Consider the following 26,770-nt stretch of genomic DNA (forward strand, 5'->3'; position numbering starts at 1 on the left):
CGCCATGCCGGCCTGTCAGGCGGTGTCCGCCGTCACCTCCATCAGCGCATCCACCACCACCGCCCCGCCCGCGCTCACCATCACCGGGTTGAGATCGACCGAGCGGATCGCGCCGTTCGCCTCATGCATCAGGTTGCCCACGCGTACCGCGATCCGGCACAGCGCGGCCACGTCCACGGCAGGTTCGCCGCGCACGCCCGCCAGCAGCGGCGCGATGCGCAAGCCGGCCACGGCGCGCTCCACCGCGGCTTCGGTGCAGGGTGCCAGCAGTACCGCCGTGTCGCGCAGCACCTCCACGTATTTGCCCCCGTCGCCCACCAGCACCACCGGCCCGAATACCGGGTCCCAGTGCGCGCCCACCATGCATTCGCGCTGGCCGCGCTCCATGCGCGCCACGACCACGCCTTCGCAAGCCGCGCCGAGCGTTTCCAGGATGCCGGTCTGCGCGAGATAGGCATGCGCCACCGCGTGCTCGTCATTGCAGTTCAGCGCCACCAGGCCATGTTCGCTCTTGTGCGGCACCTGTGGGGAGCTAGCCTTGACGGCCACCGGCCCCTGCAGCGCGCGCCACGCCGCGACGGCCTCGTCCACGCTGTGGCACAGCTGGTGCGCCACCACCGGGAAGCCGGCCGACGCCAGCCGCGCGAGGCTCGCCGCCTCGCTCAGCGTGTGGCCGGCAACACGCGATACGGCCCCCGCAGCCGGCGGCTGGCGCGCCTGCAACAGCGTGTCTTCCGTGGCGATGTCGCGCAGCCGCTGCTGGTGCGTGACCAGTTGCGCGAAGGCCGCCAGCGCCTCGGCCCCGCTCGTGTACACGGGCACGTTGACGGCGCGGAAGGCGGCCGCCACCGGGGCCTGCCATGCCGCGACGGCAATCGGCTTGCCGGCGCTGTCGGCAAAGCTGGCGGCATCGCGGGCGAAGCGCGGCAGGTCGTAGCCCATCCCGGCCACAGGGATATCGAGCAGCAGCAGGTCGGCCGAGGGGTCCGCCGCCACCACGGGGAGCACGTCGCCAAACAGTCCGCTGTTGGTCAGCAGGGCAGCGGTGACGTCGACCGGATTGGCGGTGGACGCGAACCCCGGCAGCCGCGCGCCCAGCGCCGCCTGCGTGGCCTGCGCCAGCGGTGCCAGCGACAGGCCGAGCGGCTCGGCGGCGTCGGCGGCCATGACGCAGCTCGCGCCGGAATTGCTCACCACCACCAGCCCCCGCCCGCTGGCCTGCCAGCCGCGCAGGTACAGCGGCGCGCAGCGCACCAGCGCGTGCGCGTCGTCCACGCGCCAGATGCCGTGCCGCGCCAGGAATGCCCCCACCGCGCGGTCCTCGTTGGCGATGGCGCCGGTATGCGATGCCGCCGCGCGCTGCCCCGCGCTGGAGCGGCCTGCCTTGACCGCCACGATGGGCACGCCGCGCCGGCGCGCCACCGCGGCGGCTTCGGCCAGCACCGCGGGGTCGGTCAGGCCTTCCAGGTAGAGCAGGATCAGCCGCACATCGGGATCGTGCGCCACGGCCAGCGCCAGTTCGCTCACCGTGATGTCGGCCTCGTTGCCGGTGGCGTGCATATGCCGCACGCCGATGCCTTGTCCGCGCAGCAGGCCGTAGACCATGGCGCCGACGCCGCCGCTCTGGCTCAACACGGCCACCGGGCCATCCTGCGGCGGCACTTCGATAAACATGGTGGAGAAGCTGGCAATGGTGCCGGTGCCGAAGTTGGCCAGGCCCTGGCTGTTCGGCCCCACCAGGCGCAGTCCGGCAGCCGCCGCGACGCGCACCATTTCGTCCTGCTGGCGGCGGCCCTCCTCGCCGGCTTCGCCGAAGCCCGAGGCAATCACGATGGCGGCGGCCACACCAAGGCGAGCGCAATCGCGCACCGCGGATACCGCCGCATCGCCGCTCACTACGACGATGGCCAGTTCGGGCACCTCGGGCAGCGCATCGAGCGAGGCAAAGGCCTGCAGTCCCTGGATGGTGTCGCGCTGCGGGTTCACCGGGTAGAGCTTGCCGGCGTAGCCATGCTCGCGCATGTAGTGGATGGGACGGCCGCCGATCTTGTGGATATGGTCGGAAGCGCCGATCACCGCGATCGAGCGCGGTGCCAGCAAGGCTTGCAAGGTCTGGTTCATGATGATGCGATCCAAAAGCTAAGGCCGGGCGGCGCCGGCAGCACGGCGGCAAGCGCGATCGTGCCCGCCAGCAGGGCGGCTACGTCATGCGATGCGGCTACTCGCGCCGGAAGCGCAGCAGCGTGCGTTCGCCGTGGCGCATGAAGGCGGCCCGCACGCGCTCGCCGATGGTCACGCCAGGCTCGGCATGGGCCATGACGCGCGGGCCTTCGTCGAGTGTGGCCAGCACCAGTGTGTAAGGCGCCAGCGCGCGGAATTCTTCAGTAGGGGCGCGTGAGACTTCGGTGACGGAATGGATGGTGGCGCCGCCGCCCGCATCGCGCCAGGCCAGCCGCGTGCTGCCGCAGGCGCGGCACGCGTGGCGCTGCAGCGGCTGCCACGCGCCGCAATCCTCGCACGCCTGGTAACGCACGAGGCCGGCGTCCAGGCCTGCCTGGTAGGGATGGTCTGTGCTCATGACAATGTCCTTGGCGAGTGCACCAAATGCAGCGCTGGTTCGCTCCCCTCTCCCGCTTGCGGGAGAGGGGGCGGGGGAGAGGGCGGGCGTGCGCAAGAGCAAAGATGCTCACTGCCAGCGAGCCAGGCATCAGGCATTGCATGCGCTCTCATCCCGCCTCCAGCACCAGGCTCACATGCGACGAGAGCACGCCCCCGTCCGCGTGAAACAGCGCGCGTTTGCGCGCCGGCACCTGTCGCGCGCCCGCCTTCCCCGCAAGCTGCCGCATGGCTTCCGCCAGATGCATCAGCCCGCCCGCGACGCCCGAATGTCCGAACGCCAGCAAGCCGCCATGCGTGTTGAGCGGCAGCGCGCCATCGCGGCCGAAATCTCCCGCCGCCAGCCGCGCCGGGGACGCACCGCGCCCGGCCACGCCAAGTTCCTCCAGCAGCATCGCCAGCGTGATGGTGAATGAGTCGTAGATCGCCAGGTAATCGATCTGCGCCACCGTGTTGCCGGCTTCCGCCAGCGCGCGCCGCGCGGCATCGGCCGCGCCCGTGGCCAGCACGCTTTCCAGCGCGCACAGGTGCTGGTGGCGATGCGCCTGGCCCGCGCCGGTCACGCGCACCGGGGTGCCGCTGCCCGGCCCGGCGGACACCACCAGCGCCACCGCGCCATCGGAGATCGGGCAGCAGTCCGACAGCCGCAGCGGCGTGGCGATGGGCCTGGCGGCGCGCGCGGCGTCCAGCGTCATGGGCTCGCGCAGGTGGGCGTCGGGATGGCTCGCGGCGTGCTCGCGCATCAGCACCGCGAAGCCGCTGAGCGCGTCGGCGTGCATGCCGGTCTCGGCAAGATAGCGCGAAGCCAGCAAGGCGTAGTACGCCGGCACGGAGGCGCCATTTGGCACTTCCATCTCCGGCTCGCCGACCTGTGCCAGCGTCTGGATCGACTGGTCGCGGCTCTGGCCGGAGAGCCGGTTCTCGCCGGCCACCACCAGCACATGGCGGCAGCGGCCCGCACCCACCAGCTCGCGCGCCAGCATCGCCATGACGCCGCCGGTCGCGCCGCCCGAGGCCACGCCATGCGCGTAAGCGGGATCGAGCGACGCGTACTCGCAAAAGCGCGTGGCCAGCATCAGGTGGGGCAGGGTGGTGGCGTAGCCGCACAGCACGCCGTCGATATCGGTGCGGGCCAGGCCCGCATCGGCCAGCGCGGCGTCGGTGGCGGCCGCCATCAGCGTCAGCGGCGTGCTGCCCTCGATACGGCCAAAGCGCGTATTGCCCGCGCCGCGCAGGTAGGCTGCGTGTTGCATGATGCCTCGCTCAGTGCTTCATGATTTCGACGCTTCAGGATTTCCACGTTTCAGCAGCGGGCACTGGGACTTGGACACCGGCATGAAGGCCTGGTCGCCCGGCACCGTGGCCAGCAGCTTGTAGTAGTCCCACGGGTACTTCGACTCCGCCGGCGTCTTGACCTCGAACAGGTACATGTCGTGGATCATGCGGCCGTCTTCGCGGATGCGGCCGTTCCTGGCGAAGAAATCGTTGATCGGCATGGCCTTCATCTGCTTCATCACCGCTGCGGTCTCGTCGGTGCCCGCGGCCTGGATCGCCTTGAGGTAATGCATCACCGATGAGTAAGTCCCGGCCTGGCTCATGTTCGGCATCTTCTTCAGCTTCTCGAAGTACCGGCGCGACCATGCGCGCGTGGCGTCGTTCATGTCCCAGTAGAAGCCTTCGGTGAGCAGCAGCCCGGACGCGGTCTTCAGGCCGATGGCGTGGATGTCGTTGATGTACAGCAGCAGCCCCGCCATGCGCTGGTTGCCGCCCTTGGTCAGGCCGAATTCGCTGGCCGCCTTGATGGCGTTGACGGCGTCGCCGCCGGCGTTGGCCAGGCCCACCACCTGCGCCTTGCTGGACTGCGCTTGCAGCAGGTAGGAGGCGAAATCGCTGGCGCCGATGGGATGGCGCGCCGCGCCCAGCACCTTGCCGCCGGTTTCGTTGATCACCGCCGTGGCCGATTCCTGCAGCGTGTGGCCGAAGGCGTAGTCCGCGGTCAGGAAGAACCAGGTCTTGCCGCCGCGCTGCACCACTGCGCGCGCGGTGGAGTTGGCGAGCGCGTAGGTGTCGTACGCGTAGTGCACCGAGATCGGCGTGCACAGGTCGTTGGTAATGCGCTCGGTACCGGGGCCGGAGAACACCACGATGCGGTTCTTCTGCTTGGCGACTTCCAGCACCGCCAGCGCGGGAGCGGAGGCGGCGACGTCGAGGATGGCGTCGACGTGGCCCGTATCGAACCACTCGCGCGCCTTGCTGGCGGCGATGTCGGCCTTGTTCTGGTGATCGGCCACCACCAGCTCGATCTTCTTGCCCAGCACCTTGCCGCCGAAGTCGTCGATGGCCATCTGCGCGGCGGCGGCGCTGCCGCGCCCGGTGACGTCGGCGTACAGGCCGCTCATGTCGAGGATCAGCCCGATCTTGACCTCGTCATCGGAAATGCCGGCCTTGGCGGCTTGCGCGCTGGCCTGCCCGGCGCCGCACAGCAGCGCGGCCGCAATGGTCAGTGCGCCCAATGGACGGCGCAGCAGCGAATGGCTTCGTTTCATGGTGATCTCCTCCAGCGCGGCCTCTCGGGCCTGCTTCTTTATGGTGCTTCGGCGAAACAGCGGGGAACGGCACGGCGCCGTCGGCGCCGGCTTGTCTAGCTAGACCGTGGCGATCGGCGTGGCAGGCGAGCCCACCGCGCCCGGCAGCCGCAGCGGCGGCGCCGTCAGCATGAAACGCGAGCGCTGGTTGGCGCGCAGCCACTGCGCCAGTTCCTTCATGTACCAAAGCTCGCCCAGCGGCAGGCCGAGCTTGAACAGGCAGTGGTGGTGCAGCGGCAGCAGCGGGTGGTTGGGCTGGTCCGCCGGCGCGGGCCGCGCGGGGTAGCGCTCCACCGCGTAGTTGTCGGCAATCAGCGCGGCGATGCCGGAGTCTGTGATCCAGTTCAGCAGGCGGTCGTCGCGGCCGTCCAGCGCGCAGCAGCTGTGATGCAGCACGGTTTCATCCGGCTCGCGCTGCATCGACAGCACCACTTCGGCAAAGCCGGTACGCAGCAACAGCATGTCGCCCGTCTCCACCTCGATGCGGTCGGCCTCCAGCGCGCGCATCAGGTCGTCGTAGCCGACGTTGCGGAAATCCTGGCCGAAGGCATGGGCCAGGTCGACCAGCACGCCGCGCCCCTGCATGCCCTTTACGGCGAAGTTCTCGATGCCGAGCGCGCGCGCCTCGCTATGGTCGTGGCCGCACGCGTGGGCGGCGAAGTGGTCGTCCTCAGCGTAGTCCACCGGGCCCACGATATGCTCGTTGGCGCGATAGCCGTTGTAGTAGACGCGCTCCGGCCGCCCGTCGCCGTCGGCGTCGAACAGCGCGCCCACGTGGGCCAGGGAGTCCCATTGCGTGGAGTACTGCAGCGACAGCAGCACCTGGTCGTCGCTGATCACGTCGGTGGCGGTGGGGTCCACCTTGGCCAGCGGGAAGTTCACATACGGGATGTCGTCGCGGAACGTGGGGCGCAGCACCGGCGGATGGCGACGCGGGTTGAGCTTGTTGCCGCCGGGATAGTCCAGCGGCAGCGACAGGCAGAACGACAGCCCGGCCTGAATCTCGCGCGCGCCCTTGCGGACCTGCTCGGGGCCGATCAGGTTGACGCGGCCAAGCTGGTCGTCGGGGCCGAAATCGCCCCAGTTGGAACCCTGCGGTCGTTGCTTCCAGCGCATGCTCTATGTCTCCGGTTGTAGGTCGGTAATCGCGGTGGATGTTCGTGGCGTCTTCCGCGCGGGCGATGTCCTTGCCATCGCGCCGCCGCGGCGCCGTGCCGCCGTCGAATTGGGTGCCGGCGGCGTCCAGGCCGCGCAGACGGTCTCGGCCTCGCGCCGCAGCGCGCGTGCCAGCGCGGGCTCGCGCTCGCTGATGCGTTCGTTGAGCGCGGCGATGCTGATGGCGCCGAGCGGATAGCCGTCGGGGTCCGGCAGCGCGATGGCGATCCCGCCCATGCGCTCCACCACCACATCCAGCAGCACCGCATAGCCCCGCGTGCGGGTGGCCTCCACCTCGCGCAGCAGCAGTGCCGCGTTGATGCGCGGGTAGCGCTTGAGCGCGGGCGCGATGCATTGCAAGGTGGCCTCCACCTCGGCATCGGGCAGCGCCGCCAGCAGCGCCAGGCTGCCCGCGCCGACGCCGAGCGGTCGCCGGCTGCCCACGTCCAGATAGTTGGCCCGGATGGGAAAGGTACCGGGGCGCAGTTCCAGGCAGACGGATTCCCAGCCGCTCGGTACCGACAGCATCGCGGTGTCCTCGAAGGCGTGGGCAAGGCGGATCAGCGCGGGCCGCACGCTGGCGCGCGGGTCGATGCGGCGCACGCTGGCCGCGCGTAGCGCCAGCCATTCGGGGCCCAGCGAGAAAGCCTTGGTGTCGGCGTCGCGGGCGATAAAGCCTTCCGCGGCCAGCGTGTCCAGCAGGCGCAGCGCCGAGGCCTTGTCGACGCCCGCGGCGACGGCGAGGTCGGTCAGGCGCGTATTGCGCGCATCCGACAGCGCGCGCAGCAGCCTGCAGGCCTTCTGTAGGGAGGTGGTCGGAACCGTCACGCGCGCGCACTCCGGATAGACTGGTTTCGTTGAATGAAACCGGTTATGGGGTTATAGGCTCCTATTTGCGGTCCGTCATTTTGCAGTGCATCAAAGTTTTGCCGGCTGAAATTCCATGCAGCGCGCGCCGGACGGGCTTTGGCGGCCGTCGGGGACGCCCGCGCCGGGCGCGCTTCCGGCAAAAAAGCGCCGCCCGATCAGGCTGGCCCATGCGTCTTCCGCTATCCTTGGCGCGATTCGCCGTGCCGGCCCCGGCGCGGCTTCGATAATGCGATCCCCAAGTCCCAAAGGAGACATCATGGTTTGCCGAGCCCGCCGCCTTGCCGCCCTGCTCGTCCTGAGCACCGCGGCAACCGCCGCCCAGGCCGCACCGCCCGCCGCTTCCGAGGCCCCCGCCACCGAAACCTTTAAGGTGGCTGGCCTGGAAAAGCCCGCCAGCATCCTGGTCGACCGCTGGGGCGTGCCGCACATCTACGCCAATACGCTGTACGACGCCTTCTATGTGCAGGGCTTCATGGCCGCGCGCGACCGCCTGTGGCAGATCGACCTTTGGCGCAAGCGTGGCCTGGGCGAGATGGCCAGGGACTTCGGGCCGGCCTATGTGGAAGGCGACCGCATGGCGCGCGCCGTGCTGTTCCGCGGCGACATGTACCGCGAATGGCTGGCCTATGGCTCGGACGCCAAGCGCGTGGCCGAGGCCTTCGTGGCGGGGGTGAACGCCTACGTGGCCCAGACGGAGAGCAAGCCGGAACTGCTGCCGCCCGAGTTTCGCCTGCTGAACTACAAGCCGGCGCGCTGGCGCGCCGAAGATATCGTGCGCATCCGCCATCACGGGCTCACGCTCAATGCCATGGGCGAGGTCAATCGCGCGCAGGTCTACTGCCAGGTCAAGCCCGATGCCGCCCGCACCGACTGGGTGCAGCGCGAACTGGATCCACCGGTCCAGCCCAAGCTGCCGGACGGCCTGGATCCCTGCGCGCTGCCCGCGGCCGAACTGCGCCGCGCCTACGAGCTGGCCACCGCCGCGCCGCGCTTCCCGAAGGAATGGTGGCCCTCCGCCCAGGCGGACGGCATCGCGCACGAAGCGCTCTATGCCACGCTCGACGTCAACAGCGACACGGCGCGCAGCCTCGGCTCCAACAACTGGGTCATCGCCGGTTCGCGCACCAGCACCGGCCGCCCGATCCTGGCCAACGACCCGCACCGGGCGCATGGCGCGCCCAGCCTGCGCTATATCAGCCACCTGAACGCGCCGGGGATGTCGGTGATCGGCGCCGGCGAGCCCTTCCTGCCGGGCATTTCGATCGGGCACAACGGCATCATCGGGTTCGGCCTGACGCGCTTCTATATGGATCAGGAAGATCTCTACGTCTACGAGACCAACCCGGCGCAGGCGCACGAATACAAGTATCGCGGCCGCTGGGAACCGATGGAAACGGTGACCGAGGAGATCGCCGTCAAGGGCGAGCCGGTGCCGCGCAAGGTCAGCATCGACTTCACGCGCCATGGCCCGGTGCTGGTTGCCGACGCCAAGGGCAACCGCGCCTACACGCTGCGCGCGGCGTGGCTGGACCTGGGCATGGCGCCATACTTCGGCTCGATGGACTATATGCGCGCCCAGAACTGGGACCAGTTCCGCGCCGCCATGAACCGCTGGGGCGCGCCCGGCGAGAATCAGGTCTATGCCGACCGTGACGGCAATATCGGCTGGATTCCCGGCGGGCTGACCGTGATCCGGCCCAACTGGGACGGCCTTACGCCGGTACCGGGCGACGGCCGCTACGAGTGGTCGGGCTATCGCAACATGGACGAACTGCCCTGGGCCTACAACCCGGCCGCCGGCTTCGTGGTGACCGCCAACGAGAACAACATCCCGCCGAATCACCCCGCCGCCAGGATGGGCGTGGGCTACGAATGGAGCGACACCGCTCGCGCGCGCCGCCTGAAGAGCCTGGTCGCGGGCAACCCGCACTCGTCGGTGGCCGACAGCATGGCCTGGCAGAACGACACCACCTCGCTGCCGGCGCTGCGCGCGGTGGCGTTGCTGGCCAGTGTGCGCACCGACGATCCGCAGGCGCGGCGCGCCCTGGACCTGCTGCGCGGCTGGGATGGCAACGAGCGCGCCGACAGCGCGCAGGCGGCGCTGTTCGAAGTGTGGTTCAGCAAATACCTGCGTCCGGCCGTAGTGCGCGCGGCGTTATCGGCCGAAGGCGCCAGGCTCGCGGGTTACGGCGACGCCAGCCGCGTGCTGGCGGTACTGGAGAAGCCCGAGCCATGGATGCCGCCGGAGCGCCGCAACGAAGTCATTGTCGCTTCGCTCAAGAGCGCCATGGCGGAGGTGGAGCGCAAGCTCGGACCGGACCCCAAGGCCTGGCAATGGGGCAAGCTGCATGCGGCGGTGTTCAGTCATCCGCTGGATCCGATCCTGGACGGCGCGGCACGGCAGCGATATGACGTGAATGCCGGACCGATTGGAGGCTCCGCGTTTACGCCGATGAATACCAGCTACCGGAACAATGACTACCAGCTTACCGCGGGTGCGTCGTTTCGCATGGTGCTGGATGTGGGCAACTGGGATGCTTCGCGGGCGATCAATGCGCCGGGGCAGTCCGGGAATCCGGCCAGCCCGCACTACCGGGATCTTGCGCCGCTATGGGCGAGGGGCGAGTATTTTCCGCTGCTCTATACACGCAAGGCGGTGGAGAAGGAAAGCCGGGAGAGGGTGGAACTGGTGCCGCAGTGAGGGATTGGACGATCGGGGATTGCTTGGCGGTGCTTTCCGTTCAGGCGATCCAGTTCTCGAACCGTAGACCACCGATGCGAGAAAACTCCCCGGTATTGTCCGTCACCAGCACCGCGTCCAATGCCATCGCGTGCGCCGCGATCAGCATGTCATTGGCGCCGATCAATTGGCCTCGGCGCTCCAAGTCGGAGCGCAGTTGACCATAGTGCCGGTCAGCGTCGCTATCAAGCGGCAGAACCCGCAGGCCGCCCAGGGCTTGGTCGACGCGCTGAGCCAATGCTGCGGAGCCCTTCTTGGCCACGCCGAAGCGCAGTTCCGCCGCCACGATGATTGACGTGCACAACGAATCGGGATCGACCACACCGATGCGGGCGGCAGAGGCCCCACGGGTGTTGCGGATAGCATCGGAAATGATGTTAGTGTCGAGCAGATACACTGGCATCACAAGTCCACGGCTTCGGCGGGCAAATTGTCGATGTCCGGCCAGCCTTCCTCCAAGGGTGCCCATTGCGCTAGCAAAGCGCGCAGCGGTGACGTCAGCACGGGTTCGATCACTAGTTTGGTCCCCTCCTTGCGCAAGATGGCCTCGTCTCCCGGCAGTTCGAATTCGCGCGGGATACGGATGGCCTGGTTGCGGCCATTGCGGAATAGCCGGACATGCCGGCTTTCGGTATTGGTAGTCACGATTACTCTCCTGGCATATGCCAAAGCATATGCCGCTTTCAATCGCAACGCAAGCGCCGGCACTGCCCGCAAAAGCAGTCATCGGCAAGGAAGCGGAGTGGAGAAAGAGGCGCTTGAAAGCAGCTATCGATGGGACTTAGTCGTCATGGCATGGCTGTGGGGCGCACCCTATAAAATTCGCCCGCCTCTCCGTCGCGCCGTCCGCTGACACCTGGCGATACAGTGCCTCCAGCCGATCCTTCGGTTGAACCAAGTTCAGCTGGTCTAGTTTAATGAAAGGACAACACAAGAGCGGGAGGAGCGGGAGGGGGTGACATCCGGCCAACCCAGGCCCCATATCTTTCGGTCCCATTTGCAGCCAGCGCGTGATTAAAGCGATACTCAGACAAGTGTCCCTCTTTTCTGTTCTTCCTGTCAGCCGACGGGGCGCCCATACGGTCAGGTACACCTTCACGGTTCGCTTCGCATCGCGCCGGGGTGCTTCCGGCCTTTTTGGGCGGGAAATACGGCTACACCGAGTCGATTATTTACCACCATGGATACGTTGATCATTCGCCGGGCCGATATCAAGGACGCTGCCGCAATCAGCGCGCTGGCAACGAGCGTTGCACACTACTTCACCATCAAGGCGTCGGGGGAGGGTGCGGAATCATTCCTTGCCAGCCTCTCGCCAGACTCGATCGCGGGCTATGTCTGCAGTCCGCGCTTCGATTATCAGGTTGCCTTTCGTGGCCAGCAGTTGGCTGGTGTCATTGCCATGCGAGACGGTAGCCACCTCTTCCACCTGTTCGTCGCGCCGCATATGCATCGGACAGGCGTTGCCGCGCAACTCTGGGGGGTGGCCAGCCGTACGGCGATGGCGTCTGGCGGGGTTCGCGAATTCACCGTGAATTCGAGCCCGTTCGCTACGGTTGTGTATGAACGTTTCGGCTTCCGGTCCGCCGGCCCCCGCGCGCAGACAAAGGGCATCGCCTATGTGCCCATGCGCCTGGCCGTGGAGGAGACAGGAAGCACACCCGGACCCGGCAAGCCCTAGCCCACGTACCAGAGGATGCTGACGAACTGGCAGGCGCTGCCGGCCAGCACGAACAGGTGCCAGATGCCGTGAAAATGCCGCACCTTCTCGTCGAACAGGAAGAACACGATGCCGGCCGTATAGAGCACGCCGCCTGCCACCAGCCAGTACAGGCCGGCGGCCGGCAACGCAGCCACCAGCGGGCCGAAGGCGAACAGCACCAGCCAGCCCATCAGGACATAGATCAGCAGCGAGAACACGCGCGTGCGGTGGCCGATCCATAGTTCCTGCGCGATGCCGATGACGGCCAGCCCCCAGTTCACCCCGAACAGCGTCCAGCCCCAGGGCCCGCGCAGCGTGACCAGCGCGAAGGGCGTATAGCTCCCCGCGATCAGAAGGTAGATGGCGCAGTAGTCGAGCCGGCGCAGGATGTCTTTCGGGCGGCCGCGCAGGCTGTGGTAGAGGGTGGAGATGGTGTAGAGGAAGACGAGCGTGGTGCCGTAGACGACCGAGCTGACGACCTTCCACGCGTCATGGTAAAGGGCAGAGGTGGTGATCAGGACGGCGGTGCCGGCGGCGGCAAGAATGGCGCCTGCCAGGTGGCTGTAGCCGTTGAAACGTTCTCCACGGTACATGTCGTTGGTTCTCCTGTAACGGTCGCTGGGCGGGTCGATTGCAGGGGGCTTGTACTGCTCGCAGATGGTTTTGCTGCAGCGCGTTATAGGCGTATTTTTGCATGGAAATCGGGAAGGGGCGAGCAAAGGGCTGAAAGCGGCGGGAGTGGAGCCCTGTTGCCGGCCGGCATATCCATCTGCGAAACCATTCGTTCCCTGCCTGCCTTGCCGCCGCTATCGTCTCGCCATCCAACCTTTGCGAGACTTCCATGCGTATCCCTTCGCCGTTGTTCAAGGCCGCCCTAAGCCTGGTGGCCGGCCTCACCGTGCTCGCCTCCACGCCCGCCATGGCGGACCGCCTCGATGACATCAGGAAGGCCGGCGTGCTCCGCGTGGGCGTGTTCGATGCGAACCCGCCGTTCGGCTTTGTCGAGGCGGGCAGCGCCACGCCGGTGGGCCTCGATGTGGACTACGCCGCCGAGATCGCCAAACGGCTGGGCGTGAAGCCGGAGTTCCGCGCTACCAATCCGGCTAACCGCATTCCGCTGCTGGCTTCGCAGAAGGTGGATATCGTTGCCGCGAACTTCACCATTACGGATGAGCGCCGCCAGCAGATCGGCTTCTCTACCCCGTATTTCGCCAGCGGCCTGCAGTTTATCGCGAAGAAGGGCACGCTCAGGCAGCCGGATGACCTCAGGGCGTGGCGCCTGGGCGTGGATAAGGGCACCACGCAGGAGACCACGCTGCGGCAGAAGTATCCGGACGCGCGCGTGATCGCTTATGACGACTCCCCGCTGGCGCTGACCGCGCTGCGCAGCGGCGCGATCCAGGCATTCGCGCAGGACGGGGCGAAGCTGGGTGCCCTGATGGCTACGCTGCCGAACAAGGATCAGTTCGAGATTTCTTCGTTCACGCTGACGCGCGAATACATGGGCGTGGGCATTCCCAAGGGCGAGGACCGCCTGACGGCCGAGATCGACCGCATCCTGGCGGACCTGGAGAAGAATGGCACCGCCGCGCGCATCTATGACAAGTGGTTCGGCCCGAAGAGCGCGGCGCCGCTGGCGCGCGATTTCACGATTGGCAGCGCGGTGAAATGAGCGCGTTGCCTCTTGCCGACGGGCAACGCTAGCCGTGGGGATGCAAGCCATCCTGCTGCAGCCGCTGCCTGCCAGGTACGTCGGCTGGATTGCCGCCGGCTTCGGCCTGACGGTAGCGCTGTCTCTCGCGGTGTTCGTGCTCGGCTGCGTGCTTGCCGCATTCTGGCTGGCGCTCGCGCGTAGCCCGCTGGCGCCGCTGCGCGTGGCAGCGCGCGGCGCGGTTGGCTTCCTGCGCCGCACGCCATTGCTGGTGCAGTTGTTCTTCTGGTATTTCGGTGCGGCACAACTGCTCGGCGAGGACGCGATCGGCGTTCTCTACAGCTGGCGGGGCATCCACCTGGGTGGCTTGCACCTGCCCGCGCCTTCGCTCGAAGCGCTCGCCAGCCTGGTTGGCATCGGCCTCTATGCCAGCGCCTTCTATGCGCGTGAGCTGGAGGCGGGGCTGGCCAATGTGCCCGCGGGCCAAAGCGCGGCAGCGCTGGCACTGGGCTTCACGCCCGCCGCCGCGTTCTGGCGCGTGGTGCTGCCGCAGGCGCTGCGTATTGCCGCGCGCCCGATGGCGGGGCAGTTCTGCCAGACCATCAAGAACACTTCGCTGGCGATGGCGATCGGCTTTGCCGAGATGTCCTACGCCGCGCGGCAGGTGGAGACGGACAGCCTGATGACTTTCCAGGCGTTTGGCCTGGCCACCTTGCTATACATGGCGCTGATTCTGCTGTTGCAGGCGGCCGCGCCGCTGCTGCTGCGGTGGCTGGGATGGACGGAGGCGGCACGTGCCTGATCACGCGATCTCCGGCTGGGCCGTGGTGCTCGGGCAGTTGCCTTACCTGCTCTCGGGCGCCTTTCCGGACGGCCCCCTGGCAGGCGCCGCGCTGACCTTGTGGATGGCGGTGCTGGCCTGCGCCGGTGCCACCGTGCTGGGCGTCGGCGTTGCCGTGCTGCTGGACCAGGCGCCAGCGCCGCTGGCGCGCGCGATACGCGCGCTGCTGGCCGGCCTGCGGGCGATCCCCGTGCTGATGCTGATCTTCTGGGCTTACTTCCTGCTGCCGATGCTGGCCGGCGTCCATGTGGGCGAGGTGCAGACCGTGGTGCTGGCGCTCGCACTGATCGGCGCGGCCTACATCGCGCAGGTGATGGAAGCCGGCTTCGCCGCGATCGGGCAGGGCCAGCGCAATGCGGCGCTGGCGCTCGGGATGACGCCGTTGCAGGCGCTGTGGCTGGTGGTGCTGCCGCGCACGCTGCGCGCCATGCTGCCGTCGCTGGGCAATGTCTGGGTGTCGCTGGCCAAGGATACGTCGCTGGCCTATATCGTGGGCGTGGTGGAATTGTCTACCGTGGCGACGCAGGTCAACGGGCGCAGCGTGGGGTATGCGGCGCAGGTGTTTGCCGCGGTGGCGCTGCTTTACTTCTTCATCTGCGTGGGGATTGAAAGCGTGGCGGTGCTGCTGCTTGCCGCCACGCGGAGCCGGCAGCGCCGGCCCCTGTGGCGCTACGTAACGCTTACTGCCTTTCGCCTTGCGCGTACACCCGCTCGCCCGCCACCCACGTCTGCGTCACGCGGGTCTTCCAGATCTCGGCCGGCGCCACCTTGAACAGGTCCTGGTCGACCAGGATGAAGTCGGCCCACTTGCCCGGCTCCAGCGACCCCAGCGTCTTCTCCTGGTGCTCCGCGTAGGCGGCGTCCAGTGTGAAGGCGCGAAAGGCCTGGGTCAGCGTCATGGCCTCTTCCGGATGCCAGCCCTTGATCGGGCGTCCTTCGTGGTCGGTACGCGTCACCGCCGCGTGCAGGCCGTAGAAAGGGTTGGCCGATTCCACCGGGAAGTCCGAGCCGCCGGCGATCACGGTGCCTTGCTTGAGCATGGTCTGCCAGGCGTAGGCGCCCTTGATGCGTTCCTTGCCGATGCGGTCTTCCGCCATGTTCATGTCGCTGGTGGCATGGGTGGGCTGCATCGAGGCGATCAGGTCGAGCTGCTTGAAGCGCGGGATGTCGGGCAGCGCCACCACTTGCGCGTGCTCGATGCGGTTGCGCAGTTCGCGGCCGCCGACTTCCTTGTAGGCGACTTCGATCGCGTCCAGCACCTGGTGGTTGGTGGCGTCGCCGATGGCGTGGACGTTGACTTGGTAGCCGGCCTTGATGGCCATCTTGACGCTGGCCTGCATGGCGGCGTCGCTCATGAACAGCAGGCCGCTGTGCACGTGGTCGTCGGAGTACGGCGCCATCAGCGCGGCGCCTCGGCTGCCCAGCGCGCCATCGCCGTACAGCTTGACCGCGCGCAGGTAGTAGCGGTCGTTGCCGTAGCCGGAGAGCGGGCCCTTGGCGGAGAGCGCCTTGAAGTCGTCGCCGGTGTCGCGGATCATGCCGTAGATGCGCGTGGTCAGCTTGCCCTGGTCGGCGAACTCGCGGTAGATACGGTCTTCCTGCGCGGTCACGCCGGCGTCGCCCGCGCCGGTCAGGCCGAGCGCGTTCATGTGCGCCAGCGCGGCGGCCAGCGCGGCGCGGCGGTCGTCGTCGGAATACGGCGGGATCACGTTGTTGACCAGCGCCATCGCCTTGTCGACCAGCACGCCGGTGGGGTTGCCGCTGGCGTCGCGCTCGATGCGCCCGCCTGCCGGGTCCTTGGTGTCGCGCGTGATGCCGGCGGCCTGCATGGCCTTGGTGTTGAGCCAGGCGGCGTGGCCGTCCACGCGCACCAGGCGCACCGGGCGGTCCGATACGGCGGCGTCCAGCTCAGCCGCGGTGGGGAAGCGGCCCAGCTTCCAGTTGACCTGGTTCCAGCCGTAGCCCAGCAGCCATTTGCGCTGCGGATTCTTGTCTCCGTAGGCGCGGATCATGCCTTGTGCTTCAGCTAGGTCCTTGGTGCCCGACAGCGAGATCTCGGTGGTCTTGAAGCCCAGGCGGAACACGTGGCCGTGGGCGTCGATCAGGCCCGGCAGCAGGGTCTTGCCCTGCCCGTCGATGCGCTTGGCCTGCGGGTATTGCGCGCGCAGCGCGGCGGCGTCGCCGGTGGCCAGCACCTTGCCCTGGTCGAACACCAGGCCGGTGAAGCTGGCGACCTGGTCGTTCTTCAGGGTGTAGCCCTGCACGGACTCGATCAGGGTGGGCGCGGCGTGCGCGGACAGGGCGGTGCCGGCGGCCAGGGCCAGCAGGCTCTTGCGGATCGCGTGTTTCAAATCAACTCTCCTTGTTGTTGTGGTACAGCGCTTGGGTTTTCTTATGTGCTCTCAGGATTGACTGCTTGCTGCGGACTGCTCTTTATTCGCCCGTCGCCGTGGCGGGAAAGGCGGCGCCGCCTGCCTCGCTGCGCGCCGGCGGCAGCGGCGGGAATTTCATGTCGGCATAGCGCACGAAACGCGTCTTGCGCAAGATGCGGTAGCCCAGCCAGATCAGCAGGAAGATGGGGATGCCGACATAGGTGGCGGTCACTGCCACCCAGTCGATCTTGCCGTCCATGAAAGCCTGGTAGTTCTGCCCCAGCGTGACGATCAGGCACAGCGCGAACGCGAAGATCGGGCCGTACGGGAAGAAGGGCGAGCGATAGGGCAGGCGCGACAGGTCCAGGCCCTGCACGACGAAGCCGCGGCGGAAGCGGTAGTGGCTGATGGCAATGCCGAGCCAGGCGATAAAGCCCGTCATGCCCGACAGGTTGAGCAGCCACAGGTAGACCGACTTGCTCTCGAACATCGAGGTCAGGAAGCACAGCGCGCCCACCGCGGTGGTAGCCAGCAGCGCCGCCATCGGCACGCCGTTGCGCGTCAGGCGGGCGAAGAGGCGCGGCGCGCGGCCCTCGGTCGCCAGGTTGTAGAGCATGCGGGTGGAGGCGTACATGCCGGAGTTGCCGGCGGACAGCACCGCCGTCAGGATCACCGCGTTCATCACGCCGGCGGCGAATGCTAGTCCCGCATGGCGGAACACCAGCGTAAACGGGCTTACGCCAACCGTTTCCACATCGCTCTTGAGCAGGCTGGGATCGGTGTAGGGAATCAGGATGCCGATGATCAGGATCGCCAGCACATAGAACAGCAGGATGCGCCAGAACACCTGCCTCACGGCGCGCGGGATGTTCTTGGCGGGATCGGCCGATTCGCCGGCGGCCACGCCGATCAGCTCGGTCCCCTGGAAGGAAAAACCGGCGATCATGGCCACGCCGATCATCGCCGGCAGGCCGCCGACGAAGGGCGCGTCGCCCGCGGTCAGGTTCACCAGTCCCGCCGGCACCCCGCCCGTATCGCCGCGCAGGATGCCGAAGATCATCAGCACGCCAATGACGATAAAGGCGACCACCGTCACCACCTTGACCAGCGCGAACCAGTACTCGGCCTCGCCGAAGCCCCGCACGGAGATGGCGTTGAGCAGGAACATCAATCCGAGAAACAACGCGCTCCACAGCAAGCCGGGCGTGTCGGGGAACCAGTACTGCATCACCAGTTGCGCCGCCGCCAGCTCCACGGCGATGGTCACCGCCCAGTTGTACCAGTAGTTCCAGCCCAGCGCGAAGCCGAATCCTTCATCGACATACAGCGCGCCGTAGGTGGCGAACGAGCCCGACACCGGCATATACGCAGCCAGTTCGCCCAGGCTGGTCATCAGGAAATACACCATGGCCCCGATCAGCACATAGGCCACCAGCGCGCCGCCCGGCCCGGCTTGCGCGATGGTGGCGCCCGAGGCCACGAACAACCCCGTGCCGATCGAGCCGCCGATGGCGATCATGGTGAGATGGCGCGCGCGCAGGGTGCGGCGCAGGGCGGGCGGCGGAACGTGGGGAGTGGATGGCTGGCGGGTCATAGAGAAGAAAAGGATTGGGGCGCCCGGGCCGGACGCGCCCGCATTCACCGGTGTCGTCCGCATCCGGCCGTGCCCGGCCTGGGCAAACGGGGATACATGGAATACATTCACCGGCTGGTACATTGGGCGGCATCATAAGAGAAAACGCCGCGTGGGGAAAGGCGGCGCGGCGCGTGCGGCCGCATTTGCGTTCGTTGCACTGCGGCATGGCTAGAATCGAGGGTTTGCATCCTCGCGGTATTCGGACCGAACCTCATGAACCTGCCCTTCAACGACAGCTATCTCCTACACATCGCGCTGAGCGCCGGCATCGTGCTGGCCGGCATGCTGGCCGTGAAGTTCATCAACCGCTTCTTCCAGGCCCGCCAGCAAGGGGACAAGGACAATCGCGGCAGCTATCGCACCTGGACCGTGGCCTCGCGCAACGCGGTTGCCGCGGTGGTGTTCCTGCTGCTGCTGGGTATCTGGGTGTCAGAGCTCAAGAGCGTGGCGATCTCGCTGACCGCCTTCGCGGTGGCGCTGGTGATCGGTGGCAAGGAGCTGGTGATGTGTTTCCTCGGCGCCTTCCTGCGCATGATGGCGCGCCCCTTCCAGCTTGGCGATATCGTGGAAATCGGCCCGCATTCCGGCGAAGTGGTCGACATGGATGCGCTGACCACCACGCTGGTGGAGATCGCCGGCGCGCGCCAGTTCACCGGCTCCACGGTGCAGATTCCCAACAGCATGTTGCTGACCGTGGCCGTGCGCAACCACTCGCAGTCCGGCAAGTACACGCTGGACACGCTGCGCATCCCGCTGCCCGAGAAAAGCGACCCGGACCGTGTCGAGGCCGACCTGATCGCGATCACCGAGCAAGTGTGCGCGCCGTTCCTGGCCGAGGCCCGGCACAGCCTGCAGGAATACGGCGGCTCGCGCTTTCTCGATCTCTCGCAGTTCGAGCCGCGCGTGATGTTCGAAGCCATGGCGGCGGACCGGCTCGATGTGCTGGTGCGGTTCCCGGTGCCGGTGGCCTCGAGGCTGTCGACCGCGCAGCAGATCCTGCGCAAGTACCACCAGCAACGGAACGCGGCGCTGGCGTCGGCAACGGTGGCGGCCAGCGCGGAACCCGCGCCTGTACAGCAGGACAAGGCGGCGCCGCATTCCTGATGCTCAAGCGTTTGGCCGCGGACGGAACCGTTTAAGGCTTCACTGAACCGCGTTTCGGTTGTATGGTAGCCGTGCCGCCGCCCTTGCCGGGGACGGGAATCGTAGCGAACTGTGTCGAACGATATCGAACAACGAGGAGACCTATGAAAGCCGCTGTCCTGCATCAACCCAAGACCCCGCTTGTGATCGAAGACGTCGCCATCGGCAAGCCGGGGCCGCACGAGGTGCTGCTGCGTACGGCGGCGGTGGGCGTTTGCCATTCGGACCTGCATTTTCTCGACGGCGCCTATCCTTTTCCGATGCCGGTGGTGCTGGGCCATGAAGCCGCCGGGGTGGTGGAGCAGGTGGGCTCGGAAGTGCGCACGGTCAAGCCCGGCGATCATGTGATCACCTGCCTGTCGGCCTATTGCGGCCATTGCGAACACTGCCTGACGGGGCACCTGTCGCTGTGCGTCGAGCCGGACACCAAGCGCCGCGAAGGCGAGGAGCCGCGCCTGCTGGCCAAGGGCGCGCCGATGAACCAGTTCCTGAACCTGTCGGCGTTCGCCGAGCAGATGCTGATCCACGAGCACGCGCTGGTGGCGATCCGCCGCGAGATGCCGCTGGACCGCGCGGCGCTGATCGGCTGCGCCGTGACCACTGGCGTCGGCGCCGTGGTGCACACCGCGCGCGTGAGCCCCGGCGAAACCGTGGCGGTGATCGGCTGCGGCGGCATCGGCCTGGCGACCATCAACGGCGCCGCCATTGCCGGCGCCGGCCGCATCATCGCCATCGACCGCGTGCCCGGCAAGCTGGAGCTGGCCAGAAAATTCGGCGCGACCGATGTGATCAACGCCGCCGACGTGGACGCGGTGGAAGCCGTGCGCGAACTCACGCGCGGCGGCGTGCATCACGCTTTCGAAGCCATCGGCCTGAAGCAGACCGCCGAGCAGGCTTTCTCCATGCTGCGGCGCGGCGGCACCGCCACGGTGATCGGCATGATCGCGCCGGGCGTGAAGATCGAGATCAAGGGCACCGACTTCCTGGCTGAAAAGCGCATCCAGGGCTCGATGATGGGCTCCAACCGCTTCCCGGTGGATATGCCGCGCCTGGTGGATTTCTACCTGTCGGGCAAGCTCAAGCTGGACGAGCTGATCTCGCGCCGCATGCCGCTGGAAAACATCAACGAAGCGTTCGACGAACTGCGCCGGGGTGAACTGGCACGCTCGGTGATCATGTTCGAGCACTGAGCGCCGCAGGCGTGGCCCGGGTGTGCTCCGCCCAGGCCACCGTCGTCCCGTCCGCCACGGCATGCCGGCCGCGCCGCCGCAACGCTCTCCCACACCGCGACCACACCGCGACCACACCGCGACCACACCGCGACCACACACATCACCGCGCTGGTCAGGCCGCTCATCATCAGCCCGGTTGGCGCCGCCACGGCGCGCTGAATATTTTCGCCGAATGCCCCTGCGATTTCGGACTTATCCGATTCCCTGCACGATGAAGTCTCGTTAGACTTCGTCGGTCGGCACGCCCGCGTGTGCCGATCCACCTTTGCATAGTGGGTGACCCCCTCCTGCCCGCGCTCGCACCCCAGGCTGTTCTCCCCTTGACAGCCTGGGCTTTTTTTGGGTTTCTCACCAAGTTCCGGGGAAGGCCGCGCGAATCTTCACCGCATGGCAAGGAGACACAATGATGCTCACCGACCGCGGCATCGACCTGCCCTCGATACGCCAACGACGAAGCGTATCCTCGTCGACGGCATGCATTTTAGTACTCGTCCTATTCTGAACGACCTGCAATCTCGATATCCTGGTTGCTTCAGGGCACCTTGTCGCCGGCATTTGCACCATTCCGCTGCAGACTATGGCCGTCGTAAGGCCGCGGAATGCAGACAGTAAGCGGCGCACCGAAAATAGCCTCCATCTTTCAGCCCCCGGGACGATCAAGGTGACATCCGGAGCGACCAATGCCATCGTGTTGCCCACCTTTCCGGATTCGGCGGCGAAGGGAAACACCAACCCATGGCATGTCGGCCGCTCGTCGGCGTCGGCGGGGCAACCTCAACATTCCCCCGGCTGCAAAATATGTGAAGACCGAACCGACCATCAAGCCAGCCACGGTTAGCCCGCGGAGCACGATTACGTTCTCGTATCCGTAGCGGCAACCGGTTTCGGTTCGGTCTGCCCTGCCGCCCCCGCTGACAACGACTTGAAGACATAAGGACTCTCAAATGAAGATGAAGATGAATGCCCCAAGAAAATGGCAATTGTGGCAGCTTGCCTCGAAGGGCAGCGGATACTGCGCGCTGGCCACCGTATCCCTGGCAAGCCTGCCGCCGCAAAAGCAGGACATCGCCCAGAACATCGCAGCCAGGCTCTTGCCACGCGACCGTTACTCCGACGTCAAGGCAGCGCTATTGGTCCTTGTCGCGCTGGAGTTGGGCGATAAGGTGGGCGATGAGGGCCGCCCGCAAGCCGCTGGCACAGCCGTGGGGCGAGCGCTGCACTACGTTTACGCGCCCTGGAGTCTGCAATTTGCCTATCGCCAGCTCAATCACACCGGCCCGGTACCTTTTTGATCTATCGCCGCGATGTTGATGGGGTGCGAACGCACAAGGTGCAACGAGTGGTGCGCTCATTTATCGGCTCATCGGGCCATAAAGTGCGCACAAAATAATGGAAAATGCGGGGCGGCAATAGCGCGTATGGCGAACCGGAATGACCGGCTGCTGTCCGGTTATTCACCTCAGTCGCGCGAATACAGTCCATGCCGATGTGCGAACCGCGCACATCGATCGCCTAGCTTATCCGGGTCAGCCCAGAAGTCCTTCTCCAGCGCATCAAGTTCCGTTGTGTCGAACGTCTCAAGGTTGGGCAGCAGTTCATTGCGGCGTCTGCGCTCCAGAGGCACAACCTGTTGCCCAAAGAGCAACTCTTTGGCGCGCAGCAGGAGCGCCGGCGACTGGCTCGCCTCCATCTCCAGGAGGCCATCGAAAGCGCAATCGTAAAGTTCTCCGGCGCTGTTGGAGAAGAACTGATGGAATCCGCCGCCATAAACCTCGCCTATGAGGCAGATCACGGCGAAATATGTTCTCTCACGTGCCACAAGGGACTGAAATCCGCCACCTTCGCCGTGAACACGGCTGACCAGGTCGATCCAGTATTTCCGCTCGGCGCTCTCCTCGTATTGGCGCTCGAGTTCCCGGCGCTTCCTGCCGTCGTCAATCTGTTGCCGATAGCCGCCTTTACACGGCATGCACAAGCCGCCGGTTCTCGCTGCGGTGTCTGCAAGAATGAATTCGCTGCAAGCTGTGCAAGGCAGTCGTTCGTTCATGGGAAAGCCTGAAGGTATTGAGTATGTATGCCACGCGGGAATAACCACCCGGCAATGGCGACACAAGGAATCACATAGGGAGGGCTCGCCGCCATTCCAAAGGCGGGCGCCGGGAAGGCGCCCGCCTCGCCTTGGCTCATTCAGGCCGCACAATGCGGCCGGATGTCTTCAGCGCTTCAGTACCAGCCCCTATTCATATTCCAGCCGGTGTACATCGTTTGCCACCAGGGGTTGACTACGGGCGCCTGCACGGCCCAGGTCTGCTGCACGGGCCAGACCTGCTGCATCGGCCAGACCTGCTGCGCCTGCCAGGCCTGCTGCCCGGGCCAGACCTGCACGGGCTTGGCTTGCTGCACGGGCTTGGCCGGCTCAACGGGCTTGGCCTGCTCTACCGGCTTGGTCGGTGCAACGGGCTTGGCCTGCTCCACCGGCTTGGCCGGTTCAACGGGCTTGGCCTGCTCTACCGGCTTGGCCGGTTCAACGGGCTTGGCCTGCTCCACCGGCTTGGTCGGTTCAACGGGCTTGGCCTGCTCCACCGGCTTGGTCGGTGCAACGGGTTTGGCCTGCTCCACCGGCTTGGTCGGCTCAACGGGCTTGGCCTGCTCCACCGGCTTGGTCGGCTCAACGGGCTTGGCCTGCTCTACCGGCTTGGCTGGTTCCACGGGCTTGGCCGGCTCCGTGGGCTTGACCTGCGCCACCAGCGGGGCCTGCTCAATGGTCCCGGAGTTGGAATAGATCATCGACTGCACCTTCACCTTGCCTTCCTTGGCGGACAAGCGGTCCACGTTGGCGAACGTGAGGCTGGAGACGTCAACGTTGCCGTGCTCGCTGGACAGCGTGCCTTCGTTCCTGCCGGTCGTTGTATTGACCGAAAGATTCTGGCTCGCGGTGATCTTGCCGGAGTTCGTAAACGTGGTTGCCTTCACCTTGGTGGTGCCGGTCACGCTGGCGAGCGTACCCTTGTTATTGGTGGCTGTGCCATCTACGTTGAGGTTCCCGGTGTTGGAGCGGATCACGCCATCGTTAATCAGGGTTGCCGCCTTTACCGAAAGGTCCCGCTCCGATTCCATCGTGCCGCCAGCGCCATTGCCCATGGTGGCAGTATCGGCCGACAGCGCGCCGCCGGCCTTGATGGTCTTCGTGTTCTGCAACGTGGCCGTGTTCAGCGTGATGTCACCGTCCGACGAGATGGTCCCGTCATTGGACAACACCGCCGACTTGAACTTGACGCCGGATGTGCCGCTGATTGCGCCGGCATTGTTCACGCTGTTCGAGCGGATATCGGTGGCGCCCGCCGCCAGCAGTTGCGCGCCGGCCCGTACGCTGATCTTGTCCTCGGTGGCCTTCTCGGCTACGACGAAGCCAGGCGCGACTTCGGTGCCGACCGTTTCGCCGCCAGCCTTGTCGTCGCTGACCTTCCCACCGCCCTGATCCGCCGTCGTGATGATCAGGCCGGTCTTCTCGATCTTCAGGTCGCCCGTGAGCGCCTGCACCTTGCCGGCGATGTTTACGCCGGCGCCACCTTCGGTGCTGCGCAGCGAAATGGCGTTCGCGTACATGCCGCCGAGCGCGGCCACGTCGATCGCGTGCACGGGCACGTGATCGGTCCCCTTGGTTTGCTCGGCATCGATACGGTCGCCGTCATAGGCGATATCGTTGCGGCCCGCCACGGCGCGGATCAGGTCCTTGGCACGGACCGCCGCGTCGATCTTCATGGAGCGCGACAGCAGGTCGACCTTGTCCACCGTGCTGGCATCGAACCCCCTGCCGGTGATGGCGATGTCGCCGCCAGCCACCGTGAAGCCGGACACGGAGCCGCCGCTGGTGAGCGTCGGCGTGCCCGTGGTCAGCGTGACGCGGGAGGCGTTCAGCACGCTGCCGCCATCGACGGAGATGCCGTTCGGGTTGGCGACGATCAGCGCGGCGCGCTGCCCGGCAATTTCCGTCGTACCGTTCAGCATGGTGCGGGAGTTGCCGACCACCTCGTTCAGGATGACGCCGGCGGCGCCATTGGCGAGTGCGGCATTGCCCGCGACGTTGCCGCCGATCTGCGTGGCAGCGCCGTTGGCGCTGTTGTTGAGCACCAGGCCATTGGCACCGACGTTGTAGTTCTGGAACTGGTTGTGCGATACGCCGGCGGCGTTCGGCGCGTTGATCTGGACGAGCGGTACGCCGTTGGACGTCGAGCCGATAGCCGGACCGCCAGGCGCAGCGCTGATCTGCGCGGAAGCGACGGAGGCGTGCAGCGCGGGGGCGGCCAGCAACAGAGCGCGCAGCAGGGTGCTGCAGCGGGGCGCGCGGGTAATCATGGATGTCTTTTTCATCGTTTGGACCATGGTAAGTAAGGAGAGACGGCAGCCGCCGGCATACGGAGATCCGTGCCGGGTTCGGTGCAGGCATGCCGGGTCAGGGCTTGGGAGATTCAGTGATGGCTGTGGTTGGCTTCCTCCTTCAGGTTGCGGATTAATTTCAATGTGGGATTCAGAGCGTGATGGATATCTGCACGGCCACGGTCGTCCGGGCGGCCTCGAACCCGGCGGGCTTGGCCACCGGCTTGCCGACCGACACGTCGTAGCCGAGCCTGCCGTAAGCGCCCCGGACCCCGAGCGCGGCGCCAACGAGTGTTCGCCCGGCCAGTTCGCGCGTCACGCTGCCGCCCACGGCGCCCGTGTCGGCCGCGATATAGGCTTCCTGCCCGGTGCGCCCGATCGCCACCGCGATTTCATTGCGCAGCACCCATCCGCTTTGCCCCACCAGGGTGCGCGAGCCATCGAAGCCGCGCACGGTGTACCGGCTGCCGATCGAAAGCATTTCGGTTGCTGGGATCGCATTCGGCGCGGCCTGCGCATTCACGCTGGCGCGATAGCCCAGGCGCTGCCCGCCGAGAGAGAAGGGCGCGTCGACGCTCGCGTTGGCGCTGAGGATGCTGTAGCGGCCGTTCCATTGCGTTCTTCCGCTCACATAGCCGCTGTTGGCTGACCACGCGGGAATGCTCCCGCGCAGGCCGAGCCCGCCAGTGAACGTCATGCGGCTCAAGCGTTGATAGTGGGAGTAGCTGAGGGTGTAGCCGGTGATGTCGCGCGTCTGCACACCGATCGGCCAATCGCTGAGCCAGACATCGTCCGATCGCCGCGACAGCTTGGCGCGCACCGTGCCCTTCATCGTGCCGGTACGGTAAGCCACGCGGCTGGCGCCCACCTCGAACGTGCGCGTGCGGCCCGTGTAGGGCAGGCCGCCGGCATTCGTGGCCACCGTCTGCAGGAAATCGTACTGGTTTGCGCCCAGCCAGAAGGAGCCATATCCATACGGCACCGTCCATTGCAGGCCCATCGAGCGGGAGCCGACGGCATGGTTGCCGAAGTGCGCGTCATTGTTGTAGGTAGCGATGAGCTGGTCGTACAGTCCCAGGGGTGAATCCACCACCAGTACGCCGCCGAGCTGATTCTTGCCGGTCGCGTCGATGCCCGAGTTGTCGGCGGTGACGATGGCGCGCCAGCGGCGCACCGTTGGCGCATGGTGAATGGCGAGATCGGTCTGGCCAAATTCCTTGCCGGGCGACAGCTCCATCCGTACCGATGCGTCGCCGGCCACGGTGCGGATGTTCTCCAGCGTCTGGTCGAGATCCCGCAGGCTGAGCACATCGCCTTCGGCCATCGGCATCGCCGCCTGGCGGCGGCCCGGGGCGTCGCCGGTTTCGGCGATGCTGCCGATGCGGCCGGGCACGAGTTCGATCACCAGCGTGCCGGTGCGCACGTCTTGCTGGCCAATCAGGACTTGCGTGGTGAGGTAGCCGCGCTCGATAAGCTGGTAGCGCAGATGGTCGCGCAGGCGCGTGATCCCTTCGGATCCGATGCACACGTCCTGCACCTGCACGGCGCGCACGAGCCATGCGAACGCCTCGGCGTTCTTCCATTCAAGGCGCGAGATGTCGAAGCACGGCGACTCGGCGGGAAAGGCGAGTATCGCGTGCGGGGAAGTCTCGCCACCGGACAGGACGGGCGCCGCGGCCGCGGCGCGTGTGAGCGCCTCGTCGACCTGCTGCGCCTGTCGGCGTGTCGCTTCGCTGGTCTCGGCCGCCGCGTGCGGTGTCAGGGACTGTGCGATGCCGGGAGAGATCTGAAGCAGGAGCAGTGCTGCTGCGCCGCCGATCTTACGGAAGGATGTCATGCTGCCAATGCTG

Annotated in this window: 22 protein-coding genes; 8 read left to right on the top strand and 14 right to left on the bottom strand. The window is 66.8% G+C overall.

All coding sequences use genetic code 11. The features are described from left to right. Positions 1–15: 15 nt before the first annotated feature. From AC1DS6_RS01555 to AC1DS6_RS01580, 6 genes are all read right to left on the bottom strand, one after another. Positions 16–2,121, bottom strand: a complete 2,106-nt coding sequence (locus AC1DS6_RS01555) for an acetate--CoA ligase family protein (protein WP_477101793.1) — start codon at positions 2,119–2,121, stop codon at positions 16–18. 97 nt (positions 2,122–2,218) lie between these two features. Further along, a complete protein-coding gene (locus AC1DS6_RS01560) occupies positions 2,219–2,578 on the bottom strand; it encodes a Zn-ribbon domain-containing OB-fold protein (RefSeq protein ID WP_441634256.1) in 360 nt (119 codons plus the stop codon). 148 nt (positions 2,579–2,726) lie between these two features. Then, positions 2,727–3,869 carry a thiolase family protein gene (locus tag AC1DS6_RS01565; protein ID WP_477101794.1) on the bottom strand — a complete coding sequence of 381 codons (1,143 nt, stop codon included), beginning with the start codon at positions 3,867–3,869 and terminating at the stop codon, positions 2,727–2,729. Between the two features lie 18 nt (positions 3,870–3,887). Beyond that, positions 3,888–5,162, bottom strand: a complete 1,275-nt coding sequence (locus tag AC1DS6_RS01570; RefSeq protein ID WP_477101795.1) for an ABC transporter substrate-binding protein — start codon at positions 5,160–5,162, stop codon at positions 3,888–3,890. Between the two features lie 99 nt (positions 5,163–5,261). Continuing rightward, positions 5,262–6,317: a cyclase family protein gene (locus AC1DS6_RS01575; RefSeq protein WP_441634262.1), complete on the bottom strand. Its 1,056-nt coding sequence runs from the start codon at positions 6,315–6,317 to the stop codon at positions 5,262–5,264. 3 nt (positions 6,318–6,320) lie between these two features. Beyond that, the gene (locus AC1DS6_RS01580) at positions 6,321–7,184 is read right to left on the bottom strand and encodes an IclR family transcriptional regulator (RefSeq protein ID WP_441634264.1); all 864 of its coding nucleotides are present in this window, start codon (positions 7,182–7,184) and stop codon (positions 6,321–6,323) included. Positions 7,185–7,482: 298 nt separating this feature from the next. Here AC1DS6_RS01580 and AC1DS6_RS01585 point away from each other — a divergent pair, with 298 nt between their 5' ends. Beyond that, positions 7,483–9,927, top strand: coding sequence for a penicillin acylase family protein (locus AC1DS6_RS01585; RefSeq protein ID WP_477101796.1), 2,445 nt, complete (start codon positions 7,483–7,485; stop codon positions 9,925–9,927). Between the two features lie 40 nt (positions 9,928–9,967). Here AC1DS6_RS01585 and AC1DS6_RS01590 read toward each other — a convergent pair whose 3' ends face one another. Together AC1DS6_RS01590 and AC1DS6_RS01595 are read right to left on the bottom strand one after the other, a co-directional pair. Continuing rightward, positions 9,968–10,369 (bottom strand): type II toxin-antitoxin system VapC family toxin, encoded by a 402-nt coding sequence (locus AC1DS6_RS01590; protein WP_441634270.1) that lies wholly within the window; start codon positions 10,367–10,369, stop codon positions 9,968–9,970. After that, on the bottom strand, positions 10,369–10,611 hold the full coding sequence (locus AC1DS6_RS01595) for an antitoxin (RefSeq protein ID WP_441634272.1): 243 nt from the start codon (positions 10,609–10,611) through the stop codon (positions 10,369–10,371). The genes AC1DS6_RS01590 and AC1DS6_RS01595 overlap by 1 nt, the downstream gene beginning before the upstream one ends. Positions 10,612–11,146: 535 nt before the next feature. On the opposite strand from AC1DS6_RS01595, the gene AC1DS6_RS01600 reads away from it, so the two are divergent. Further along, complete coding sequence (locus AC1DS6_RS01600; protein WP_441634274.1) at positions 11,147–11,647, top strand: GNAT family N-acetyltransferase; 501 nt, start codon at positions 11,147–11,149, stop codon at positions 11,645–11,647. Here AC1DS6_RS01600 and trhA read toward each other — a convergent pair. Beyond that, positions 11,644–12,261: a PAQR family membrane homeostasis protein TrhA gene (gene trhA / locus AC1DS6_RS01605; RefSeq protein ID WP_045236496.1), complete on the bottom strand. Its 618-nt coding sequence runs from the start codon at positions 12,259–12,261 to the stop codon at positions 11,644–11,646. The genes AC1DS6_RS01600 and trhA overlap by 4 nt on opposite strands. A 248-nt stretch (positions 12,262–12,509) precedes the next feature. On the opposite strand from trhA, the gene AC1DS6_RS01610 reads away from it, so the two are divergent. The 3 genes from AC1DS6_RS01610 to AC1DS6_RS01620 are packed head-to-tail and all read left to right on the top strand — an operon-like array spanning position 12,510 to position 14,932. Continuing rightward, positions 12,510–13,340 (top strand): ABC transporter substrate-binding protein, encoded by an 831-nt coding sequence (locus tag AC1DS6_RS01610; RefSeq protein WP_477101797.1) that lies wholly within the window; start codon positions 12,510–12,512, stop codon positions 13,338–13,340. A 40-nt stretch (positions 13,341–13,380) separates the two neighbouring features. Beyond that, complete coding sequence (locus AC1DS6_RS01615) at positions 13,381–14,121, top strand: amino acid ABC transporter permease (protein WP_441634379.1); 741 nt, start codon at positions 13,381–13,383, stop codon at positions 14,119–14,121. Next, a complete protein-coding gene (locus AC1DS6_RS01620; protein WP_477101798.1) occupies positions 14,114–14,932 on the top strand; it encodes an amino acid ABC transporter permease in 819 nt (272 codons plus the stop codon). The genes AC1DS6_RS01615 and AC1DS6_RS01620 overlap by 8 nt, the downstream gene beginning before the upstream one ends. On the opposite strand, the gene AC1DS6_RS01625 is transcribed toward AC1DS6_RS01620, so the two are convergent. Both AC1DS6_RS01625 and AC1DS6_RS01630 read right to left on the bottom strand, forming a co-directional pair. Further along, complete coding sequence (locus AC1DS6_RS01625) at positions 14,841–16,511, bottom strand: amidohydrolase (RefSeq protein WP_441634375.1); 1,671 nt, start codon at positions 16,509–16,511, stop codon at positions 14,841–14,843. The two genes, AC1DS6_RS01620 and AC1DS6_RS01625, sit on opposite strands and share 92 nt — an antisense overlap. A gap of 82 nt (positions 16,512–16,593) precedes the next feature. After that, entirely contained in the window at positions 16,594–18,126 is a 1,533-nt protein-coding gene (locus AC1DS6_RS01630; RefSeq protein ID WP_477101799.1) for an amino acid permease, read from the bottom strand. 255 nt (positions 18,127–18,381) lie between these two features. Between AC1DS6_RS01630 and AC1DS6_RS01635 the strand changes: the two genes are divergently transcribed. From AC1DS6_RS01635 to AC1DS6_RS01645, 3 genes are all read left to right on the top strand, one after another. Further along, complete coding sequence (locus AC1DS6_RS01635; protein ID WP_477101800.1) at positions 18,382–19,272, top strand: mechanosensitive ion channel family protein; 891 nt, start codon at positions 18,382–18,384, stop codon at positions 19,270–19,272. Positions 19,273–19,415: 143 nt separating this feature from the next. Then, a complete protein-coding gene (locus tag AC1DS6_RS01640) occupies positions 19,416–20,501 on the top strand; it encodes a Zn-dependent alcohol dehydrogenase (RefSeq protein ID WP_477101801.1) in 1,086 nt (361 codons plus the stop codon). A gap of 986 nt (positions 20,502–21,487) precedes the next feature. After that, positions 21,488–21,835 carry a hypothetical protein gene (locus AC1DS6_RS01645; protein ID WP_477101802.1) on the top strand — a complete coding sequence of 116 codons (348 nt, stop codon included), beginning with the start codon at positions 21,488–21,490 and terminating at the stop codon, positions 21,833–21,835. Between the two features lie 167 nt (positions 21,836–22,002). Here the strand turns inward: AC1DS6_RS01645 and AC1DS6_RS01650 are convergent, their stop codons facing one another. The 3 genes from AC1DS6_RS01650 to AC1DS6_RS01660 all read right to left on the bottom strand — a co-directional run bounded on the left by AC1DS6_RS01650 (position 22,003) and on the right by AC1DS6_RS01660 (position 26,757). Continuing rightward, a complete protein-coding gene (locus tag AC1DS6_RS01650) occupies positions 22,003–22,590 on the bottom strand; it encodes a DMP19 family protein (RefSeq protein WP_477101803.1) in 588 nt (195 codons plus the stop codon). 176 nt (positions 22,591–22,766) lie between these two features. Continuing rightward, the gene (locus AC1DS6_RS01655) at positions 22,767–24,914 is read right to left on the bottom strand and encodes a two-partner secretion domain-containing protein (protein ID WP_477101804.1); all 2,148 of its coding nucleotides are present in this window, start codon (positions 24,912–24,914) and stop codon (positions 22,767–22,769) included. A 157-nt stretch (positions 24,915–25,071) separates the two neighbouring features. After that, positions 25,072–26,757, bottom strand: coding sequence for a ShlB/FhaC/HecB family hemolysin secretion/activation protein (locus AC1DS6_RS01660; protein WP_477101805.1), 1,686 nt, complete (start codon positions 26,755–26,757; stop codon positions 25,072–25,074). Positions 26,758–26,770: the final 13 nt, after the last annotated feature.

The organism is Cupriavidus sp. 05L310 (assembly GCF_056398185.1).